This is a genomic window from Nonomuraea sp. NPDC050328 (assembly GCF_044459405.1).
In the GTDB taxonomy this organism is placed as follows: Bacteria; Actinomycetota; Actinomycetes; order Streptosporangiales; family Streptosporangiaceae; genus Nonomuraea.
Genome location: NZ_JBITIW010000001.1, coordinates 307,128 through 327,458 on the forward strand (window position 1 = coordinate 307,128; position 20,331 = coordinate 327,458).

The 20,331-nt window shown below is 72.8% G+C and carries 15 protein-coding genes; 2 read left to right on the forward strand and 13 right to left on the reverse strand.

Features of this window, described 5'->3' with window-relative positions; genetic code table 11:
* The 8 genes from ACIBG7_RS01445 to ACIBG7_RS01480 all read right to left on the reverse strand — a co-directional run bounded on the left by ACIBG7_RS01445 (position 1) and on the right by ACIBG7_RS01480 (position 9,019).
* A complete protein-coding gene (locus ACIBG7_RS01445; protein ID WP_357917533.1) occupies positions 1-1,248 on the reverse strand; it encodes a sensor domain-containing protein in 1,248 nt (415 codons plus the stop codon).
* Positions 1,249-1,312: 64 nt separating this feature from the next.
* On the reverse strand, positions 1,313-2,254 hold the full coding sequence (locus tag ACIBG7_RS01450; protein ID WP_397334805.1) for an ABC transporter ATP-binding protein: 942 nt from the start codon (positions 2,252-2,254) through the stop codon (positions 1,313-1,315).
* Positions 2,241-3,005, reverse strand: a complete 765-nt coding sequence (locus tag ACIBG7_RS01455) for an ATP-binding cassette domain-containing protein (RefSeq protein WP_397334807.1) — start codon at positions 3,003-3,005, stop codon at positions 2,241-2,243. Before ACIBG7_RS01455 ends, ACIBG7_RS01450 begins: the two co-directional genes overlap by 14 nt.
* On the reverse strand, positions 3,002-3,817 hold the full coding sequence (locus tag ACIBG7_RS01460; protein ID WP_397334808.1) for an ABC transporter permease: 816 nt from the start codon (positions 3,815-3,817) through the stop codon (positions 3,002-3,004). Before ACIBG7_RS01460 ends, ACIBG7_RS01455 begins: the two co-directional genes overlap by 4 nt.
* On the reverse strand, positions 3,814-4,830 hold the full coding sequence (locus tag ACIBG7_RS01465) for an ABC transporter permease (RefSeq protein WP_397334809.1): 1,017 nt from the start codon (positions 4,828-4,830) through the stop codon (positions 3,814-3,816). Before ACIBG7_RS01465 ends, ACIBG7_RS01460 begins: the two co-directional genes overlap by 4 nt.
* Positions 4,831-4,833: 3 nt before the next feature.
* Complete coding sequence (locus ACIBG7_RS01470) at positions 4,834-6,408, reverse strand: ABC transporter substrate-binding protein (RefSeq protein ID WP_397334810.1); 1,575 nt, start codon at positions 6,406-6,408, stop codon at positions 4,834-4,836.
* 9 nt (positions 6,409-6,417) lie between these two features.
* Positions 6,418-7,950, reverse strand: a complete 1,533-nt coding sequence (locus tag ACIBG7_RS01475; RefSeq protein WP_397334811.1) for a hydantoinase/oxoprolinase N-terminal domain-containing protein — start codon at positions 7,948-7,950, stop codon at positions 6,418-6,420.
* Entirely contained in the window at positions 7,943-9,019 is a 1,077-nt protein-coding gene (locus ACIBG7_RS01480; protein ID WP_397334812.1) for a DUF917 domain-containing protein, read from the reverse strand. Before ACIBG7_RS01480 ends, ACIBG7_RS01475 begins: the two co-directional genes overlap by 8 nt.
* 91 nt (positions 9,020-9,110) lie before the next feature.
* Between ACIBG7_RS01480 and ACIBG7_RS01485 the strand changes: the two genes are divergently transcribed.
* The gene (locus ACIBG7_RS01485) at positions 9,111-10,787 is read left to right on the forward strand and encodes a helix-turn-helix domain-containing protein (RefSeq protein ID WP_397334813.1); all 1,677 of its coding nucleotides are present in this window, start codon (positions 9,111-9,113) and stop codon (positions 10,785-10,787) included.
* Positions 10,788-10,858: 71 nt separating this feature from the next.
* On the opposite strand, the gene rho is transcribed toward ACIBG7_RS01485, so the two are convergent.
* The 3 genes from rho to thrC form a co-directional block, all read right to left on the reverse strand.
* Positions 10,859-12,895 (reverse strand): transcription termination factor Rho, encoded by a 2,037-nt coding sequence (gene rho / locus ACIBG7_RS01490; protein WP_397334814.1) that lies wholly within the window; start codon positions 12,893-12,895, stop codon positions 10,859-10,861.
* Positions 12,896-13,330: 435 nt separating this feature from the next.
* A complete protein-coding gene (locus ACIBG7_RS01495; protein WP_357917504.1) occupies positions 13,331-14,350 on the reverse strand; it encodes a homoserine kinase in 1,020 nt (339 codons plus the stop codon).
* A gap of 18 nt (positions 14,351-14,368) precedes the next feature.
* Positions 14,369-15,427 carry a threonine synthase gene (gene thrC / locus ACIBG7_RS01500; protein WP_357917501.1) on the reverse strand — a complete coding sequence of 353 codons (1,059 nt, stop codon included), beginning with the start codon at positions 15,425-15,427 and terminating at the stop codon, positions 14,369-14,371.
* Between the two features lie 241 nt (positions 15,428-15,668).
* Between thrC and ACIBG7_RS01505 the strand changes: the two genes are divergently transcribed.
* Positions 15,669-17,249 (forward strand): glycosyltransferase, encoded by a 1,581-nt coding sequence (locus tag ACIBG7_RS01505; RefSeq protein WP_397334815.1) that lies wholly within the window; start codon positions 15,669-15,671, stop codon positions 17,247-17,249.
* Positions 17,250-17,382: 133 nt separating this feature from the next.
* Here ACIBG7_RS01505 and ACIBG7_RS01510 read toward each other — a convergent pair whose 3' ends face one another.
* A complete protein-coding gene (locus ACIBG7_RS01510) occupies positions 17,383-19,185 on the reverse strand; it encodes a glycosyltransferase (protein ID WP_397334816.1) in 1,803 nt (600 codons plus the stop codon).
* Positions 19,175-20,248: a glycosyltransferase family 2 protein gene (locus ACIBG7_RS01515; RefSeq protein WP_397334817.1), complete on the reverse strand. Its 1,074-nt coding sequence runs from the start codon at positions 20,246-20,248 to the stop codon at positions 19,175-19,177. Before ACIBG7_RS01515 ends, ACIBG7_RS01510 begins: the two co-directional genes overlap by 11 nt.
* Positions 20,249-20,331: the final 83 nt, after the last annotated feature.

A 20,331-nucleotide genomic window follows, 5' to 3' on the forward strand; every position in this document is an offset into this window, starting at 1 on the left:
TCAATACTCGCAGGGCAGCTCGGCTCTGACCAGGGTGGGTCCCCCGACGGGGCTGTGCAGGACGAGCAGGCCGTCGATGGTCGCCGCGCGGTCGGCCAGCCCGGCCAGGCCGCCGCCGGGGTGCACGGTCGCCCCGCCGAGCCCGTTGTCCCAGACCTCCACGAACACCGCGGAACCGTCCCCGTGCACCCGGACCGAGGCCTCGGTCGCGGCGGCGTGCTTGGCGAGGTTGGCCAGGGCCTCGGCGACGGTGAAGTAGGCGATGCTCTCGACCGCGGCCGGCGGCCGGGCGCGCAGCTCGACGCCGACGTCGACCGGGACGGGGGCGCGGGCGGCGAGGGCGGACAGGGCGGCGTCGAGGCCGCGTTCGGTGAGGATCGCCGGGTGGATGCCACGGGCCAGGTTGCGCAGTTCGGCGATGGCCGCCTTGGTGCCGTCGTGGGCCTGGACGATGAGCTCGCGCGCGGCGTCGGGGTCGGTGTCGAGCTTGGCGCGGGCCCGGCCGAGGTCGACCGCGACGGCCAGGAGCCGCTGCTGGGCGCCGTCGTGCAGGTCGCGCTCGATGCGGCGGCGTTCGGCCTCGGCGGCGTCGACCCCGCGGGCGCGGCTGGCGCGCAGGCGTTCGGCCTCGTTGCCGCCGAGCAGGGCGACCGCGAGCAGGCCGTGCAGCCAGGCCATGCCGCGCACGCCGTACAGGGTGAGGGCGAACATGACCAGCCCGAGCAGGACGGCCACGAGGCTGAGCGGCAGCGAGTCGAGCTCGAACCCGGCCAGTTGCACCGGCGTGCCCAGCAGGAGGAAGAGCGGCGCGCCGAGCAGCGCGAAGGTGGTCAGCCAGAGCAGGAGCGAGGCCACGAACTCCACGAAGCTCAGCGGGATGAGCAGGAGCAGGTAGCCGAGGTCCTTCCAGGTGGCCGGGTCGGTGACCAGCCAGCGGATCAGGCCGCGCTCGGGCTGCGGCCGGTAGGGGTCGGCGATGCGCACCCCGAGGGTCAGCCGCAGCAGCCGCCGCTCCAGCATCGCCCCGCCGCGCCACAGGAACATGGTCGCGACGAGCAGCAGCACGCCCACCCAGAAGATCATCAGGATCAGCGAGGTCGGCAGCAGGAACGCCAGCACCACGAACCAGCCGAGCCCGAGCAGGGGGCTGAGCAGCAGGTACGGCGCCGCCCGCCAGGTCATCGGGTCACGCGCCAGCCCCACCGGGCCCCACGGGCCGCCCACGAACCGGATCACTGAAGTCGCCACCCCACCAGCCTGCCCGCCGGAGCGCGCCCGGTGAATGGAGCCATCCGTATTGTCCGGCTTCGGGTTATCCCCCCTGTGCGCCGGAGATCTGGCCGCCGACGACCTCTTCGGCCCGGTGGCAGGCCACGTTGCGTCCGGCGACCTCGCGGGCGACCGGCCGCACGGTCCGGCAGACGTCGGTGGCCAGCGGGCAGCGGCGCTGGAAGGCGCAGCCCTCGGTGGCGGGCGCGGCCTCGACCTTGCCGACCGCCTTGGGCGGCGCGCCGCCGATCTTCGGCACCGCGTCGCGCAGGGCCGCGGTGTACGGGTGCGCGGGCCGGGTGAGCAGCGTGCGCGTCGGCCCGGCCTCCACGACCCGCCCGGCGAAGAGCACCTGGGAGGTACGGCAGAGCCGATCCACCACGGCCAGGTTGTGCGTGATGAGGAAGTAGGTCAGCCCCCGCGAGCTCGCCAGCGAGGCCAGCAGGTCCAGCACCCGCGCCTGGACGGTGACGTCGAGCGCGCTGGTCGGCTCGTCGAGCACGAGGATGTCCGGCTCGACGGCCAGCGCGCGGGCGATGACGGCCCGCTGCCGCTGCCCGCCGGAGAGCTGGTGCGGGCGGCGCTCGGCGAGGGCCGGGTCGAGGCCGACCGACTCCAGGAGCTCGGTGATGCGGGCGTCGCGGGCGGCCCGGTCGAGCCGGTGGTGGGCGTCGAGCGCCTCGGCGATCGAGGAGCCGATCCGCATGCGCGGGTCGAGGGCCTCGCTGCCGTCTTGGAAGACCGGCTGGACCTGGCCGCGGAAGGCGGCCCGGTCGGCCCGGCCCAGGGCGTTGAGGTCGCGCGTGCCGTACGTTATGGCCCCGGACATCGGCTTGATCAGCCCGAGCAGAGCGCGGGCGACGGTCGTCTTGCCGGACCCGCTCTCCCCGATCAGCCCGACGCCGCCCTCGGTCACCTCGACGCTGACGTCGTGCACGACGGGACGCCCGCCGTACCCGAGGGTCACGTTGTCAGCCTTCAGCATGGTCTGCCTCCGGGAGCGTCGGCACGGCGGCGATGAGCTCGCGCGTGTAGGCGGACGTGGGGTTGGCGAAGAGCTCGGCGGCGGGCCCGCTCTCCACGACGCGGCCGTCCTTCATGACGGTGACGTGGTCGGCGATGGCCGAGACCAGCGCCAGGTCGTGCGAGACGAGCAGGACGGCCAGGCCGCGCTCGTCGTGCAGGCGGCGCAGCACCGCGACCACCTCGGCCTGGACGGTGACGTCGAGCGCGCTGGTCGGCTCGTCGGCGAGGATGACCTCCGCGCCGAGAGCGAGCGCGACGGCGATGGCGAAGCGCTGGGCCTGACCACCGGAGACCTCGTGCGGGTAGCGGCGCAGGATCGACTCGTCGAGCAGCACGTCGCGCACGGCCTCGCGGGCCCGGCGGTCGGCCTCGCCGCCCTTGACGCCGTGCTTGGCCAGGGCCTTGCGCAGCAGGACGCCCAGGCGCATCGTCGGGTTGAACGCGCCCTGCGGGCTCTGCATGACCAGCGCGATCCGCGACCCGCGCAGGTCCTTGGCGCCGTGCCTCACCACGTCGGTGCCGAAGGCGTCGATCGAGCCGGTGACGGTGGCGCCCTCCAGCAGGTCGAGCACGGCCATGAGCGTGGTGGTCTTGCCCGAGCCGCTCTCCCCCACGATGGCCACGCACTCGCCGGGCCGTACCTCCAGCGACGGCACCTGCGCGATGACGCGGTCGCCGATGCGGACCTCCAGGTCGGTGATCTTGATCATCGCGGCAGCCTCCTGGGGTCGAGCGCGGCCCGCAGTCCCTCGCCGAGCACGTTGAAGGCGAAGGCGGTGAGCATGATGGCCAGGCCGGGGAAGGTGACGACCCACCAGTCGGTGGTGAGCAGCGACTGGCCCTGCTCGATCATCAGGCCCCACTCGGCGGTCGGCTCCTGCGCGCCCAGCCCGAGGTAGGACAGCGCCGCGGCGGTGAGGATGATGCCGCCGCCGTCGTTGGAGAGCTGCACCAGCACCGGGGTGAGCGAGTTGGGCAGGACGTGCCGCACCACGATCGCCGGCGGGCTCACGCCCAGGCACTGCGCGGCGTCCACGTAGCCGCGCTTGGCGACCGAGGCCGCCACCGAGGCGGTGAGCCGGGCGTACCACGGCCACCAGGTGGCCGCGATGGCGACGATCACCGTGGTCACGCTCGGCCGCAGCACCACCGCGGTGGCCAGGGCCAGCAGCAGCGCGGGGAAGGCGAGGAAGACGTCGGTGACGCGCATGATCACGTCCCGGGTCCAGCCGCCCGCGTACCCGGCGATGACGCCGAGCGTCACGCCGACCAGCGCCGACAGGCCCAGCACCGCGGCGACGATGCCGAGGGAGGTCCGCGCGCCGTACAGGATGCGGGTGAAGATGTCCCGGCCGACCTGGTCGGTGCCGAACCAGTGCTCGCCGCTGGGCGGCAGCAGGCTGTTGAGCGGGTCCAGGGCGTCCTCGGGGTACGGCGAGAGCAGCGGGGCGAAGATCGCGGCCAGCACGATCAGGGCCAGGACGACCGCGCCCACGCGCGCCAGGGGGTCGAGCCGTCTCATCGCACCCTCGCCCTCGGGTCGACGACGCCCTGCACCAGGTCCACGACCAGGTTGGCCAGCACGTAGAGCAGGGCCACCAGGAGCGTGACCCCGGCGATGGCCGGGGTGTCCAGGGCGCGGATGGAGTCGGCGGCGTAGCGGCCCAGGCCGGGCCAGTTGAAGACCGCCTCGACCAGGAAGCCGTTGACGATCGCGTAGGCGAAGACCAGCGCGACCAGCGCCAGCACCGGGTTGAGCACCGGGCGCAGCGAGAAGCGGGTGAGCACCGCGCTCTCGCCGAAGCCGAGCGCGCGGGCCATCCGGGCGTGGTCGAGCCCGGACTCCTCGATCAGCGCGGCCCGGGTGAGCTGCGCGATCACGCCCATCGGGTAGGCGGCCACGACCAGCGCGGGCAGCACGAGGTGGTGCAGGGTGTCGGTGAACATCGGCCAGTTGCCGGTGATCAGCGAGTCGACGATCGTGATGTTGGTGTAGACGGTCAGCGGGCTGGTGGTGTCGAGCGAGGCGTCGTACTCGCCGGCCACCGGGAACCAGCCGAGGTTGCTGGCGAAGACGGTCTGCGCGGTGAGCGCGAGCCAGAAGACCGGGACGGAGACGGCGAGCATCCCGCCGATCCGCACCGAGAAGTCCAGGAATCTCATCTTGTACCGGGCGGCGACGATCCCCAGCGGGATCCCCAGCACGATCGCCACCAGCAGGGCCGCCCCGACCAGCTCCAGCGAGGCCGGGAAGGCGAGCATCAGGTCGTCCAGGACCGGCTGCCGGGTGTGCAGGCTGGTGCCGAGGTCCCCGCTCAGCAGGTCGCGCACGTACTCCCACAACTGCACCGGCAGCGGCGCGTCGAGCCCGAACCTGGCCCGCACCTCCGCCAGCTCGGCCGCGGTCGCCTTGGGCCCGGCGTAGGCGACCGCGGGGTCGCCGGGCAGCAACCGCATGATCGCGAAGGTGAGCACGACCACGCCGGCCACGACCAGGAGAGCCTGGCCGAGCCGGCGGATCAGGTACCTCAGCACGGTTTACTTCCCCGGCTTCAGGTCGTAGGCGAAGACGACGTTCGGGTAGGCCGGGTTGTCCACGTAGCCCTCGACGCCGCCGCTGAAGGCCCGGCGGTAGCGCTGCACGAACGGCACGGCCACGGCGGCCTGCTCGTCGATGATCTTCTTCTGCAGGTCGGCGTAGGCCGCCTCGGCCTTGGCCCGGTCGGTCGCGGCCAGCTCGGGCAGCGCGTCGATCTGCGCGTCGAGCTCCTTGTCGGCCAGGTAGGACAGGTTGAAGCTGACCGGGTCGGCGCTGCGGAAGACGTTGGCGAACCACGAGTAGGCGTCGGCGTAGTCGGGGTACCAGTACATGACGAAGACGTCCTGCTTGCCCTTCTTGCCCTGCTCCCACTGGGTGTTCCAGTTGAGCGGGGTCAGGGTGAGCTCCACGTTGAGCTTCTTCAGCGCGGTGGCCAGCAGGGTGCCGAGGAGCTGCTGGTCCTCGTCGCCCTGGGCGTAGGTCATCGACAGCTCCAGCGGCTTGCCGCCGGGGCCGAAACCGGCCTCCTTGAGCAGCGTCTCGGCGCCGGCGAGATCTTGCTTCGGGGTCATCCCGGCAGCATGCCCGAGCAGCCCCTCCGGCACCAGACCGCTGGCGGCGACCGCCGCGCCCTTGGTGGCGGCGACCAGGCCGTCGTAGTCGATCGCCTTCTGCAGCGCCTTTCGCACCTTCACGTCGACCGTCTCGGTGTTGAACAGCACCAGGAGGTTCTGGAAGGACGGGGTCTCCGACGTCTGCAGGCCCGCGCCCTTGGCCTGCGCGAACAACTGCGGGCCGAGGCGGTTGGCGAAGTTGATCTCGCCGCGCTGCAGGAGCTGCCAGGTGGTGGTCTCCTCGGGCACGACCCGGAACTGCATCTGCTTGTAGTGCGGGCCGTCCCAGCCGCCCCAGTAGCCGTCGAAGGCCTTCAGGGTCAGCTCGGTCTCGCGGCCCTTCTGCCAGGTGTCGATGGTGTACGGGCCGGAGCCGCCGTCGGCCTTGCCCGCCTCGAAGTCGACCGTGGGGTCGTAGATGTAGGCGCCGTACCCGGCCGAGGCGACCACGTCGAGCGGGGTCGGGTACTTCAGGGTGAACTTCACCGTCGAGGCGTCCGGCGTCTCGATCTTGTCCACCGCGCTCCAGATGTAGGCCGCGTAGCCCTTCTTCTGCACGGTGTGCTCGATCGCGGCCTTGACCGCGGCGGCGTCGAGCGGCTTGCCGCTGTGGAACTTCACGCCCGGACGCAGGGTGAAGGTCCAGGTCTTACCGTCCTCGGCGGCCGTCCACGAGGTGGCCAGGCGCGGCTCGGCCTTCTGCGTGGCCGGGTTGTACTTGGTCAGCGTCTCGTAGATGTTCTGGAGCGCGATGATCTCGTTGGAGGACGAGGTGGCCGGGTTCCAGTCGGTCACGATGTCCAGGTTGTGGCTGTAGACGAACGGCCCGGACGGCGAGGCCGCCCCCGGCGGCGACGAGCCGTCCGGCTTCGCGGCGCCGCGCACCTGGCCGCCTCCGCAGGCGGTGACGGCCAGCGCGAGCGCGGCCATGGCGCTGACGATGCGGGTTGTCCTGCGCATGGATCCTCCTTAGATCTTTCCGAGCGGCCCGGCCGCCTTGATCTGGACCCGGAGCGCGGGCTCCGGTAGGTAGCTGAGCGGGATCTCGGTCACCTCGACGACCTCGACCGCCGCCGGGTCGGCCCCCGCCTGTACGGCTCGCCCGCGCGCGGTCTCGACAGCCGTGTCGATGGCCTCACGACGCCCGGCGCCCGCCGGGACGATGGTCTCGATCGAGCCGCTGACCAGTGCGATAGCCGCGCCGACCGCGTTGGCGACGCCGCCGTGCGAGGGCCGGACCACCTCGCTGACGCCGGGCAGCCCGTCCGGCACCAGGAAGGCGCCGCCGCCCACGACGACCAGCGGCAGGTCGCTCTTGCCGAGCGACATCCGGTCGACCGCGTCGGCCACCTGCTCGTCGGTACGGCGGAGCACCCCGGCCAGCTCGGCCGGCGGCCGGACGGTGCCGATCGCGGCCCGGCCCGCGGCCACGCACGCGTCGGTCATCGTGGCGGTCGAGCCGCCGAACACCAGCGCCTCCGTGCCGATGCGGTAGCCGACCGAGGTCGTGCCCGGCACGCCGTCCGCGCCGATGACCGTGCCGCCGCCCAGGGCCAGCGCGAGGATGTCCGGCATGCGGAAGTTGGTGCGCACCCCGCCGATCTCCACGCCCGCCGAGGAGACCCGGGGGAAGCCGTTGACCAGCACGCCGAGGTCGGTGGAGGTGCCGCCGACGTCGGCCACGATCGCGTCGCTCAGCCCCGACAGGTAGGCCGCGCCGCGGATGGAGTTGGCCGGCCCGGAGCCGATGGTCAGCACCGGGTAGCGGGCGGCGTAGTCGACCGTCATCAGCGTGCCGTCGTTCTGCGCGAAGTAGCGCGTCACGTCAAGGCCGTGCTGGTCGAGCACCTCCTGGAGGGCGTCGTGCACGTGCGCGGCGACCTGGTAGAGCGCGGCGTTGAGCACCGCGGCGTTCTCCCGCTCCAGCAGGCCGAGCGCGCCGATCTCATGGCTGACGCTGACCGGCACCTGCGCGCCGAGTTCCTCGGCCACGATCTCGGCCGCGCGCAGCTCCTGCTCGTTGGAGGCCGGGCTGAAGACCGAGGTGACGGCCACCGCGTCGGCGTGCCCGGCGATCGTCGCCAGGAAGCGGCGCAGGCCCTCCTCGTCGAGCGGGGCGATCTCGCGGCCGTCGACGTAGTTGCCGCCGCCCAGCACGGCCGCGCCGGCCAGCACGTACTCGCGCAGGTCGGCCGGCCACGACTCCATCGGCGGCACCGACTTCGACGAGGGCGCGCCCAGCCGGACCGCGGCCACCCGGCCGAGCCGGCGCCGCTCCAGGATGGCGTTGGTGGCGTGCGTGGTGCCGAGCATCACGCGGCCGACCCGCTGCCGCTCGTCGCCGAGTTGCTCCAGCACCGCGGTGATCGCGTTGCGCATGCCGGCGGTGACGTCGGCGCTGGTCGCCTGCTTGGTGGCGGCGACGATCCGGTTGGCCGCGTCGAGCACCACCGCGTCGGTGTTGGTGCCGCCGACGTCCACGCCGATTCGCAGGTCACGCATTGGCTTCCTCCACCGGGACGTAGTCGATGTCGTAACCGAAGGCGGCGGGGCCGGCCGTACGCAGGCCCGCGGAGGTGCGCCACAGCGGCGCGCACGGCCAGGCCAGGACGCTCACCCGCTGGCCGTAGCGCAGGGACTCGGTCGAGATGGCCTCGGCGGTCTGGCTGTCCACGATGGTGATCAGGTCGGGCACGCTGGCGCGGACCTCGCCGTCCTCCAGCGCGACCAGGTTCTCGTTCTGGATCTCCACCCGCAGCAGGCGGCCCTTGCAGTCGCCCACCCCGTCGATCACGACGCTGCCGCGGACGAAGCCGCCGCCGGTGCGCCGCTCGATGTCGACGACCTTGCCGGTGATCAGGTTCGAGGCGCCGAGCTCGGCGGTCAGCGAGCCGACCGGGTCCTCCGCGCCGATCACCGCGCGGCCGATGGCGATCGCCCTGCTCACCGTGCCCTCGATGGCCGCGCCGCGCATCTCGCCGACCGGCAGGATGTAGTCGGCCATCAGGGCCGTGCTGCCCATCGCCACGCAGACCGCGCGGGCCAGGGTCTCCGACCAGGTGCCGCTCGCCGGGCGCAGCGCCGCGACGTTGCCCTGCACGTCGGCCAGGACCACCAGGCCCGGGTCGCGGCCGGCGACGTACATCGAGACCATCTGCACCTCGGGGAAGGCGCGGCCCATGCCGTCGGCGTCCAGCAGTGGCAGGCCCAGGCGCGCGGCCAGCGCCACCGGCTCCACGCCGTTGCCGCCGCCGATCTCCGAGGCCATCACCGCGACCACCGGCTTGCCGAGCGTCTGCTCGACCGTCTCGCGGATGATCAGGCCCTCGTCGCCGCTGGGCAACATCTCGTGCGAGACCGTCGGCGCGCCGATCGACCCCAGCGGCAACACGAGGCCGTCCGCGGGCAGGTCGGCCAGGGTCACCAGGTCCACGTCCCCGTACTGGCGCAGCGCCCGCTCGGCCGACAGCGCGGCGACCGTCACCACTCCGCCGCCGCCGGTGCCCAGGATCGCGCAGCCTCGGGTGAGGGGCGGGATGTCCGCCGGCGTGATTGTCTTCCCGTCGTGCATGACGACAGCCTTCCTGCCTGCGGCTTTGTCGCTATAGGGCGCGGAAAACGAATTTTGCGTACTTTATGTGATGCGCGGATAAGCTCCGTCCATGGCGCGTATCGCTGACCTGCTCGCCGGGGCCCATCCGCCGCTCCGGCTGCTCGCCGGGCCGCTGGCCGCGCGAGCCCTCGGGGCGGTGACCTCGCTGGACTCCCTCGCCGCCATGCGGCAGGCGCCGGCCGGGACCCTCGTCGTCGTGCCCGCCCGGGTGGCCGCGCGGGCTGTGCCGTACGAGCTGGATGTGGCGGTACGGCATGCGGCCCAGCGCGATCTCACCGCGCTCGTGCTGATCGGCTGCACCGGGCTGCCCATCACCACCCAGCGCCTGGCCGACCGCGCCGACCTGCCGGTCCTCGGCGTCGTGGAGGAGCGGGACGTCGCCGAGGTCGTGCTCGCCATCGACCGCATCATCCGCAGCGGCGCCGCCGAGGCCCTGTCGCGGGCCCGTTCCGCCCTCGCCGCCGTCCGGGAGGCCGAGCCCTCCGGCGACCTCGCCCGGCTCCTCAACGACGCCGGCGCCGCCCTCGGCCTGCACCTCCGCCTCCTCGACCCCGCCGACGCCGGCGCGGCGGCCCGGAACGACCCGGCCTATCCGGATTCGGCTCCTGCCACGGCGAGGCACTCGGCTCCTGCCACGGGGAGGCGGGCCGACGAGAGCGGCGTTGGTACGGCAAGGCGGGACGGCGCGGGCGGGACCGGCGACTCCGATGGGGCCGGCGGGGCGGGGTTCGGCGGGGCGGGGTTCGGTGGGGAGCCGGTGTGGCTGGACGGGCGGCTGATCGGCGTGGTCACCGCCACCCGCCTGTCCGAGCCCTACGAGGACCTGGCCGCCGACGACGAGGCCGCCCGCCTGGCCCTGCCCGCGGTCGCCGCCGCCGCGGCCCGGATGCGCGCCGCGGCGCTGGCCCACGAGATCGCCCCCGGCCAGCTCCGCTCCGACCTGCTCACCGAACTGGTCGTCGCCGACCGCACCCAGGCCAGCCGCCTGGCCGACCGCGCCCGGGTCCTGGGCCTGCCGGTCGACGGCCGGCACGTCGCCGTCTGGGTCGACGTCGAGGACGGCATCGCCGGCTCCCTGGCCGAACACCGCCGCCTGCTCGACTCGGTCGTCCTCGACGTCCTGCAACGCCCCCGCACCCCCGAAGGCCGCTGGAACGTCGCCCGCATCGAGGAAGCCCTGCTGATCCTGTGCAGCTCCACCGCGGGCGGCGCCGACACCACCCACCGGATGCGCCTGGCCGCCCACGACCTGGTCACCGCCCTCGCCGACCGCCACCCCGGCCGGGCGCTCCGCTGCGGCATCGGCACCCCGCAGACCGCCCTCGACGGCCTGCGCACCTCCGCCCTCGAAGCCCGCTCCGCCGCCGCCTCGGCCGCCGCGCGCGGCACCCTGGTCGAGCAGTTCGACGCCACCGGCATCCGCCGCGTCCTGGCCGAGGCCGCCGCCTCCACGCTCAGCCGCCGCGTCGTCGACGAGCTGCTGCGCCCGCTCGACGCGCTCGGCAAGGACCGTAGCCTCCAGGCGGTCACCACCCTCGCCGCCTACCTCGACGTCCAGCGCTCCCCCCGGCTGGCCGGCAAGCGTCTCAACCTGCACTTCAACGCGGTCTCCTACCGGATCAGGAAGATCACCGAGACGCTGGGCGCGGACCTCGACGACCACGAGACCCGCTTCGCCCTGCACCTGGCCTGCCGCCTGCGCCTCACCCACCTGAGCGGCGGCTAGCCGTACCGGTTCCGGACCACGAAAAAGCGGCGAGGTGGGAACCACCTCGCCGCTTCTCCAGCCGATCAGACCTAGTCGCGGTCGTTGCTGACCGTGGTCTTCTGCACCTGCATCAGGAACTCGGCGTTGGACTTGGTCTCCTTCATCTTCTCCAGGAGAAGCTCAAGAGCCTGCTGCATGTCCAGCGCGTGCAGGACGCGGCGGAGCTTCCAGACGATCTGGAGCTCGTCCTTCGCCATGAGGATCTCTTCCTTACGGGTGCCGGACGCGTCCACGTCGACAGCCGGGAAGATGCGCTTGTCGGCGAGCGACCGGTTGAGCTTGAGCTCCATGTTGCCGGTGCCCTTGAACTCCTCGAAGATGACCTCGTCCATCTTGGACCCGGTCTCCACCAGCGCGGTGGCGAGGATGGTCAGCGAGCCGCCGTTCTCGATGTTGCGCGCGGCGCCGAAGAACCGCTTCGGCGGGTAGAGCGCGGTCGAGTCGACACCACCGGACAGGATGCGGCCCGAGGCGGGCGCGGCCAGGTTGTAGGCGCGGCCCAGACGGGTGATCGAGTCGAGCAGCACGACCACGTCGTGACCGAGCTCGACGAGCCGCTTGGCGCGCTCGATGGCCAGCTCGGCGACGGTGGTGTGGTCCTCGGCCGGACGGTCGAAGGTCGAGTGGATGACCTCGCCCTTGACCGAGCGCTGCATGTCGGTGACTTCCTCAGGGCGCTCGTCCACCAGGACGACCATGAGGTGGCACTCGGGGTTGTTGCGGGTGATCGCGTTGGCGATCGACTGCAGCACCATCGTCTTACCGGCCTTGGGCGGCGAGACGATCAGACCACGCTGGCCCTTGCCGATCGGCGAGACCATGTCGATGATCCTGGTGGTCAGGATGTTCGGCTCGGTCTCCAGCCGCAGGCGCTCCTGCGGGTAGAGCGGCGTGAGCTTGTTGAAGTCGGGGCGGTTGCGCGCCTGCTCCGGGTCCATGCCGTTGACGGTGTCGAGGCGGACCAGGGCGTTGAACTTCTCGCGGCGCTCACCGTCGCGCGGCTGGCGCACGGCACCGGTGACGACGTCGCCCTTGCGCAGGCCGTTGCGGCGGATCTGCGCGAGCGAGACGTACACGTCGTTGGAACCGGGCAGATAGCCGCTGGTCCGGACGAACGCGTAGTTGTCGAGGATGTCGAGGATGCCGGCGATCGGGATGAGGACGTCGTCCTCGCCCACGATCGGCTCGTTGCTGTCGAAGCGGTCACGGCCCCGGCCCCGGTTGCGCTCGCGGAAACGGCCGCGACGGCCACGGCCGCGCTCGTCGTCGTCGAAACCGCCCTGAGGCTGCCGGTCGCGGTCACCGCCGCGCTGGTCGGCCGACTGCTGGCGGTCGCGGTCACGGTCGCCGCCGCGCTCGCCACGGTCACCGCGGTCGTTGCGGTCACCGCGGTCCGCACGGTCGGTGCGGTCACCGCGGTCGCTGACGCGGTCACGGTCGGCGCCACGGTCACGGTCGGTGCGGCTGTCGCTGCGCTGCTCGCCCCGCTGCTGGTCACCGCGCGGCTGCTCGCCACGCGGCGCGTCGCCACGCTGCTGGTCGCGGTCGCCACGCTCGCCGCGCTCGCGGCGGTTGCGGCGCTCACGACGGCTCTCGCGCTCACCGCGGGCGTCGCCCTGGAAGTCAGCCTGCTGCTGCTCCACGACGGGCTCGGCGGCGGCGACCACGGGCTCGGGCGCGGCGGTCACGACGGGCTCGGCGGCGACGGCCACCGGGGCCGCGGCAGCCGCGGGCGCCTCGGCCACCTCGGTCTTGGTGCGGGAACGTTCCCTGCGGCTACGGGCGGGCCGCTCGGCGGAGACCGCCGGCGCCTCGGCTACCGGCGCGGCCTCAACGGCGGCCGGGGCCCCTTCACCCGTCTTCTCCTGGATTGCGGCGATGAGCTGGCTCTTCCGCATCCGCCCAGTGCCGCTGATGCCGAGCTCCGCAGCCATTTTCTGCAGCTCGGGCAGCACCTTGGCGGACAGGCCGGTGCCGGAGCGACGCGCACGGGGCTTGGCCGCGGCGCGGGTGGGGGTGTCGCCGGACGCGCTTGCGTCGGAGAGGAGTTCGGTGGTGTCGCTCAACTAAAGGTCCTTCCCAGGGGTCGGGCGCCGGCTGGTGTCGCCGGTCGTCCCGGAGGTGCTGTCGATCCGGCAGGACAGACCGGGTCGGGGTGCACATCTGTGATCGTCGGCCAGAGGCCGCCACTGCTTGGGGAGAGGCTTGTCCAGGCCGTCACAGGACGGTGACGGGTGGAGGAAACCCCCCAGATTGCTGTCGCCAGATGGATTGAACCGCGCAGACCCCGTCGTCTTCGCCTCGCGTCGAGCCAACCGGGTGTGGGCCAACCGGAGGCGACGGATTCCGGGGAGACAGCCGCGCTGCTCACGCCTCGCGACGTGAAGCATGATGCAACGATGTGTGGCTGACAAGCACGCACCCACCATGGGGGCATCTGGTGCGGCTATCAGCCTAACATCACCAGCGCGCACGGCTATTCCCTGAAGGTCTAAGAGGCATCAGCGTGTCTCGGGGAACTGAACGCTCGCACCATACGGGTCGACGTCCAAATGCTGGATGTGCCAGTCATTACCCACTTCTGGCGCGATCAAATCCTGCGTCTCCGCCGTGGCGAAAGCAAGAATCGTGGGACCCGCGCCCGAAACCACCGCGGGCACGCCCCGAGCCCTTAGCTGTTGTACCAGGTCCGCGGTCTGCCGCATGGCAGGCGCGCGGTAATCCTGGTGCAGCCGGTCCTCGGTCGCGGCCAGCAGCAACGCGTTCTCCGGACGCTGGGTCAGCGCCGCGATCAGCAGCGCGGCCCTGCCGGAGTTGAAGGCGGCGTCCTTGTGGGGCACTTCCTTCGGCAGGAGTCCCCGCGCCGTCTCCGTCGACAGACGGAAGGACGGGATGAGGACGACCGGACGGATCCCCGCATCCGGCGCCAGCTTCACTTTACGCGGCGATCCGTCCTGGTCGGTCCAGGCGACGGTCAGGCCCCCGGCCAGGCAGGGGGCGACGTTGTCGGGATGGCCCTCGATCTCGGTGGCCAGCGCGAACACCTCGTCGTCGGACAGATCGTGGCCTGTTCGCTCAACGCCGAACTCACCGCCATCCGCGCCGGGCGCGCCGGCTGCGGTGGCTGCGCCGTCTGCGGGTGCCGTTCCGTCCTCGGCCGCCGTGCCGTACGGCAGGCGGGCCAGGGCGCGGGCGGCGAGGATGCCGGCCGCGATGGCCGCCGACGACGAGCCCAGCCCGCGCGCGTGCGGGATGACGTTCCGGCAGGTCAGCCGGATCCCGGCCGGCTGCGGGAAACCCATCCGGCCGAAGGTTCTGCGCATCGTGGCGACGATCAGGTGGCCCTCGCCGAGGTCCACCTCCCCCGCGCCCTCCCCCTCGACGACGACCTCGGTGCGCGGCGCGAACTCGGCCGTCACCTCGTCGTGCAGGGCCAGAGCGAGACCGAGGGCGTCGAACCCCGGGCCGAGGTTGGCGGAGGTCGCGGGGACGCGCACCACGACCCGGTTGGCGGTGGTCATCGTTCTCCTAGAGCGGGGTTAGACGAGCCCGAGCGACGAGGCGGCGGCGTGGACGTCGATCGGGATGGTCACCGGGGCCGGAGCGCCGGAGATGGCCCAGTCGGGGTCCTTCAGGCCGTTGCCGGTGACCGTACACACGATCTTCTGGCCGGGCTCGACCAGACCGGCCGCGTGCGCCTGGAGCAGGCCGGCCACACTGGCGGCGGAGGCGAGCTCGACGAAGACGCCCTCCTCCTGGGCCAGCAGCTTGTAGGCGGCGGCGATCTGCCGGTCGGTCACCGAGTCGATGAGCCCGCCGGACTCGTCACGCGCGGCCTCGGCGAGCTGCCACGAGGCCGGGTTGCCGATGCGGATCGCGGTCGCGATCGTGTGCGGGTGGGTGACCGGCGCGCCGTTGACGATGGGCGCCGAGCCGGAGGCCTGGAAGCCGAACATGCGCGGCGTCTTGGTGGCGACGTCGTCGGCGGCGTACTCCTGGTAGCCCATCCAGTAGGCGGAGATGTTGCCCGCGTTGCCCACCGGGATGCAGTGGATGTCGGGTGCGTCGCCGAGCGCGTCGACGATCTCGAAGGCGGCGGTCTTCTGGCCCTGGAGCCGGAACGGGTTGACCGAGTTGACCAGCGCGATCGGGTAGTTCTCCGATAGCTTGCGCGTCATCTCCAGGCAGTCGTCGAAGGAGCCCTCGACCTGCAGCAGGGTGGCGCCGTGCACGAGCGCCTGGGCCAGCTTGCCCATCGCGATCTTGCCGCGCGGGACGAGCACCGCGCAGGTGAGGCCGGCGCGCACCGCGTAGGCGGCGGCGGAGGCGCTGGTGTTGCCGGTCGAGGCGCAGATGACCGCCTTCGCCCCGTCCTCGACCGCCTTGCTGATGGCCATGGTCATGCCACGGTCCTTGAAGCTGCCGGTCGGGTTGGCGCCCTCGACCTTGAGGTAGACCTCGCACCCGGTCAGGGCGGAGACGCGATGGGCGGGCACCAGCGGGGTGCCGCCCTCCAGGAGCGTGACCACGGGAGTCGTCGTGGTGACCGGCAGCCGGTCTCGATACTCCTCGATGAGTCCACGCCACGCCCTGGTCATGATCGTCTCCCTAGCCTGTTGGCTCGCTCCGCTCGCGGGCCCGCCGGTGGTCACCGGACTTCGCCGCGACCGGCCACCCGCGAAACTACCTGCGGTGTTTGTCGCCGAGTTTAGGGCCACCGGCGTCGTGCGCACGCGACCGGTCCATTCCCTGGACATCTGCCCACTCCCTGGGACACTCGCACTCCGCACCAAATCCCCAGCAATCCCCGATAAGGTCAGCCCCAGGGGGTCAATCATCATGAACGCGCGTCCCGTGCTGCGTCAGAACGACTACTCACCGCTGACGCCGCCCGAGCTCGGCACCTGGGCACCGCAAGAATCCGTGAGCGTGGTCGTACCGGCACGGAACGCCCGCCATCTCGACCTGGTCCTGGCCGCGCTGGCGGCGCAGACCTACCCCGCGCACCTGCTGGAGGTACTCGTCGTCGACGACGGCAGCGAGCCGCCGCTGACCCTGCCGGAGATCCGGCCGCTCAACACCCGGATCGTCGTCCCCGGCACCGGGTGGGGCATCTCGAACGCGGTCAACGCGGGCGCCCTGCAGGCCGACGGCGACCTCATCCAGCGGCTCGACGCCGACATGGTCGCCGCGCCCGAGCACATCGAGGCGCTCGCCCGCTGGCACGGCTGCGCGGACTACCTCGTGACGATCGGGATGAAGCGCTTCGTCGACCCCCCGCCGCTCACCGCCGCGCGGGTGCGGGCCGCGCGCCGCCTGGGCGAGCTGTTCGACCTGGAGCGGGCGGTGCCCAGCTCGACCGAGGCGACCATCGCCAAGACCGACGGGCTGCGCAAGAGCCGCAACCCCTACCACGTGTGCACGGGGCCGACCTTCTGCCTGCGCCGCGAGACCTTCCACGCCGTCGGCGGACTCGACCCGACCGTCTTGCGCGGGGAGGACACCGAGTTCGCCTACCGGCTGGCCATGCACGGCGTCGTCTTCATCCCCGACCCGCTCGCCGAGGCGGTCCACCTCGGGCTGCCCGCCCAGCACCTCGACCGGGAGCGGGCCGTACGAGCCGTCGAGCCGTACCTCGCGCACCGCATCCCGCTCCGGCGCGACCTGCGCAAGGAACCCGGGCGGAGCTGGCTGGTGCCGTACGTCGAGGTGGTCTACGACGTGACCGGCGCGGACACCGAGACGGTACGGCAGGCGGTGGGGGCGGCGCTCGACGGGAAGCTGCACGACGCCGTCGTCACGCTGGTCGCGCCCTGGTCGGGGCTGGCGGAAGGGCGGCGGTCGGTGCTGGAGGACCCGTCCTTCGACCTTCGCCACCTTCGCGACCTTTACCGGCATGACCAGCGCGTCCGGCTCATCGACGAGGCGTCCGCGTCGCCTGCGCCCATTCCGTTCCGGTATCGGGGGCCGGTGGGGGTGCCGCTGCATCGGGTCACGTTGGAGCGGATGGTCGAGAGTGTGCAGGAGGATTTGGTGGGGGTGCTTGTCGTCGACCTTCCCGGCGGTGGGAGCGCCCGGTTGGAGCGCACCTCCGCCCTTGGGCGGGCCCGGTACCTCGGCGAGGCCGCTGTCGAGGTCACCCACGGCGTCCGCCACGCCACCCCGGCCCGCTTCTGGCCCCCGCCCAAGGCGGCTGCTTCTCCCGCCACCCGTGAGCCCGAGCCTGGGATCGGCGGATCTCAGGCCAAGCCTGGCGCTGGCGGGACTCGGCCCGAGCCAGGGGCGGGCGGGTCCGCGTCCGCGACCGGCGAGGCGCCCACTGCCTCTGCGGCCTCACCGCGGGCTCAGGCTTCCGTCGGGCGTGGTCAGTCCGCCTCGGGGCTCCTCGGCCGCCTCCGGTCGGCTCTGCGGCAGGACTGACCCTCGGGTTCCCTCCCTCCGGGGTGGGTCGCCGACGGCCCCTCCCGCCGCACAGGATCACCACCCGCCGCACGGCTGCTCGCCGCATTGGTGGGAGGCGGGGTTCTCGTGTCCCCGGTACCCCGGCGGCCCCCTACGGGAGGCGGTTCTTGACGGCGCGTTTGAGGGTGGCGGCGACCTGTTGCCAGCTGCGGCGGCGGAGGGTGCCGAGCTGGCGGCGGAGGGTGCCGATCTCGCGGCGGAGCTCGACGGAGGACTTGCGCCAGCGGCCCGCCTCGTCACGCCAGCGGGCGACCTGGGCGCGCAGGCGTTCGATCTCGGCGGCCTGCCGTACGGTCTCGGCGTGGAGGCGGGCACGCTCCCGTTCGGCCTCCTGACGGGCCCTGAAGGCGCTCCGGCGGCCGGTGATCGTGCGTGGTTCGGAGCCGAAGCCGAAGGTCTCGCCGTCCACCCAGCGCACGCCTGAGACGTCGTCCACGGCGTCGTCGAGGTCCTCGCCCGGGGTGACCACGAGGGCGGCGCGGGCGAAGGCGGCCCGCTTCTCCAGGCGGGCGACGGTCAGGCCGGCGGGGTCCTCGGCGAGCAGGACGTTGACCAGGCCGTGGTCCTCCTCGCGCATGAGGTCGAGGAGGCGAGCCAGCGTGTCCGCCCCCGGAACCCACCCGGCAGGCACCCGCAACACGTACGGCACCGCCGGATCCACCAGAGCACCCCGCGCGTACGGCACAGCCGGGTCCACCGCGGTCCCCTGCTCGTACGGCGGGGCCGAGGGGTCCACTGCCAGCCGTACGCGCGCCTCGTGGGTGTAGTGGCCGCGGAGGAGGGTCAGGTCGAGGTTGGGGTCACGGAGAGGGGCACGGCGGTCGCCGATGGCCGCGGGCCAGTCGCCGGTCAGGACGACGGAGACGTCAGGGACGGTCCCGGCGAGGAGGGCGTCCACGGTGGCCCGCGTCTCGTCGTACCCCCCGGCCGGGACGACGGCGGTGACGAGGGGCACCTTCCACTGCCGCGCCGGGTGGGAGCGCAGCCAGCGGTAGACGGGGATGCGGTCGGCGACGAAGGCGTGGCTGACCCGGTCGATGGGCTGCTTGTCGCGCATCCGCATGGTCGGGCCGAGGTGGTAGGCACGGGCGGACGGCTCGGGGACGAAGACCGCGCCGGCCTGGGCCAGCCGGTAGCCGAGCTCGGTGTCCTGGCCGAGGGCGACGTCCTCGTCCATGGGGCCGGCGGCGGCGAGGAGGGCGGCGCTGACCGAGGTGGCGCCGCCGATGTGCAGGCTGAAGTGGCGCTGGGCGGGGTCGGTGAGGCCGTGCGTGCGCTCGACGAGTTCCACGAGCCAGCCGTGCGGTTCGGCGGGCTCGAAGGCGGCTTCCAGGTCGGCGGGCAGTACGGCGGGCACGGGAGCGGTGGTGAAGCGGATGTAGCCGGTCACCGACAGGTACGGGGCGGCGTGGTGCCAGCGCATGTGCGCGTCGAGCGCGCCCGGGGTGAGCAGGACGTCGGAGTCGAGCCAGTGGATGACGTCTCCGGTGGCCGCGGCCAGGCCGGCGTTGCGGGCGGCGGGGCGTCCGGGGGCCGGGCAGTGGATGAGCCGGACCGGGGGTGGGGCGGTGAGCGGGGGTGAGCTGCCGTTGTCGACGACGATGATCTCGGTGAGCTCGGCGGGGTAGGTCTGGCCGGCCAGGGCGGCCAGGACCAGGTCGAGCTTGTCCTGGCCGTTGTAGGCCGGGATGACCACGCTGACGGTGAGGGTCGGGGTCCAGTCGCCGGTGAGCGGGCGCAGGTCGCGGTAGTCGTTCCCTTTGACCCGGGGAAGGCGCGCGCCGGTGAGGTGGCCGTGGGGACCGGGGGCGGAACCGGCTGAAAGGCCCGAGGAGGTCGGGGCGGGTTCGCCGGGGAGGCCCGTGGGCTCGGAAGGGGTGGGGTCAGTGGGCATGGGGGAGCTCCATGAGCGCGCTCGGGCGCAGGCCGCGCCACTGGTTGGCCTGGACGCGCAGGAAGTGGGCCAGGGGCAGTTGCCAGGTGTGCTCGGCGCCACCGGCACGGCGCAGCATGTAGCCGAGGCCGTGGGTGCGGTAGATGCGGGCGCCGGCGTCGCGGGCGTCGTCGAGGAAGCGCTTGTCCACCGCCCGGGGCAGCGCCGCGAACCCGCCTATGTCGTGGAATGTGGTGCGGGAGACGAAGATGGTGCCCCCGGCGACGTGGTCGGTCCACACCTCGCTGGGGTAGTTCGCCCCGCTGGCGAAGCGGGTGCGGCGGATGGTGGCGCGCAACGGCTCCAGGTAGAAGAACTCCCCCGTCGTGCCGACGACGTCCGCGCCCCGGTGGCGCTCGGCTCGCACCAGGTCGGCCAGGTGCTCGGGGCCGTACCAGTCGTCGTCGTCCCACTTGGCGAGGTACTCCCCCGACGCCCTGGCCGCCAGGAGGTTGAGCACCTCCCCGAAGGCGGTGTCGGTGCCGGCCTCGATCCAGGTCACCGGCAGCGGGCACTCCTCGACCGCCTGCCGTACCGACTCGAAGGCCACGCCGTGCAGCCCGAGGATGATCTCGACGCGGACGTGCCGCTGGCGGGCGATCTGCGCCAGGGCGAAGCCGAGCAGGTGCGGGCGCATGGTGGACAGCACCACGCTGACCTCGGGCTCGCCGGGGGGCGGCAGGGCGGCGCGGCGGAGCCGTACGCTGTGCTCCTCCCGGCGCAGGTCGGCGACGCAGCGGGGGCTGCCGTCGGGGACGCAGGACAGCCAGGTCCGGTCGGTGAGCACCTCGGCGAAGGCGGGCGGGACCCAGGCCGGTGCGGTGGCGGCGGTGAGCGGGACGCCGTCGGCGGCCAGCTCCAGCAGGCCGTCCAGCGGCACCGGCGCGGCAGGCCAGTCGACCTCCACGGCACGCAGGGCGCGCGGGTGGTCCGCGTCGGCGGTCCAGCCGTCGCCGTCCCAGCCCAGCCTGCCCAGCGCCGGTTCGGGGGTTCGGACGAAACCCATCGGCGGCGTCGCAGTCACAGCGGGCTGACTCCTCGATCTAGCACGGAACCCCGCTACTTTACGCCGCCCTGGTCCTGCCCGGCATATCGGGACAGGGACGG

Excerpts from the sequence above, each read along its gene's own strand:
- ACIBG7_RS01495 (WP_357917504.1), bottom strand. The coding sequence starts at position 14,350 with ATGACCACCGCCAACCGGGTCGTGGTGCGCGTCCCCGCGACCTCCGCC.
- ACIBG7_RS01485 (WP_397334813.1), top strand. The coding sequence starts at position 9,111 with ATGGCGCGTATCGCTGACCTGCTCGCCGGGGCCCATCCGCCGCTCCGG.
- ACIBG7_RS01475 (WP_397334811.1), bottom strand. The coding sequence starts at position 7,950 with ATGCGTGACCTGCGAATCGGCGTGGACGTCGGCGGCACCAACACCGAC.
- ACIBG7_RS01505 (WP_397334815.1), top strand. The coding sequence starts at position 15,669 with ATGAACGCGCGTCCCGTGCTGCGTCAGAACGACTACTCACCGCTGACG.
- thrC (WP_357917501.1), bottom strand. The coding sequence starts at position 15,427 with ATGACCAGGGCGTGGCGTGGACTCATCGAGGAGTATCGAGACCGGCTG.
- ACIBG7_RS01455 (WP_397334807.1), bottom strand. The coding sequence starts at position 3,005 with ATGATCAAGATCACCGACCTGGAGGTCCGCATCGGCGACCGCGTCATC.
- ACIBG7_RS01470 (WP_397334810.1), bottom strand. The coding sequence starts at position 6,408 with ATGCGCAGGACAACCCGCATCGTCAGCGCCATGGCCGCGCTCGCGCTG.
- ACIBG7_RS01480 (WP_397334812.1), bottom strand. The coding sequence starts at position 9,019 with ATGCACGACGGGAAGACAATCACGCCGGCGGACATCCCGCCCCTCACC.
- ACIBG7_RS01450 (WP_397334805.1), bottom strand. The coding sequence starts at position 2,254 with ATGCTGAAGGCTGACAACGTGACCCTCGGGTACGGCGGGCGTCCCGTC.
- ACIBG7_RS01510 (WP_397334816.1), bottom strand. The coding sequence starts at position 19,185 with ATGCCCACTGACCCCACCCCTTCCGAGCCCACGGGCCTCCCCGGCGAA.
- ACIBG7_RS01460 (WP_397334808.1), bottom strand. The coding sequence starts at position 3,817 with ATGAGACGGCTCGACCCCCTGGCGCGCGTGGGCGCGGTCGTCCTGGCC.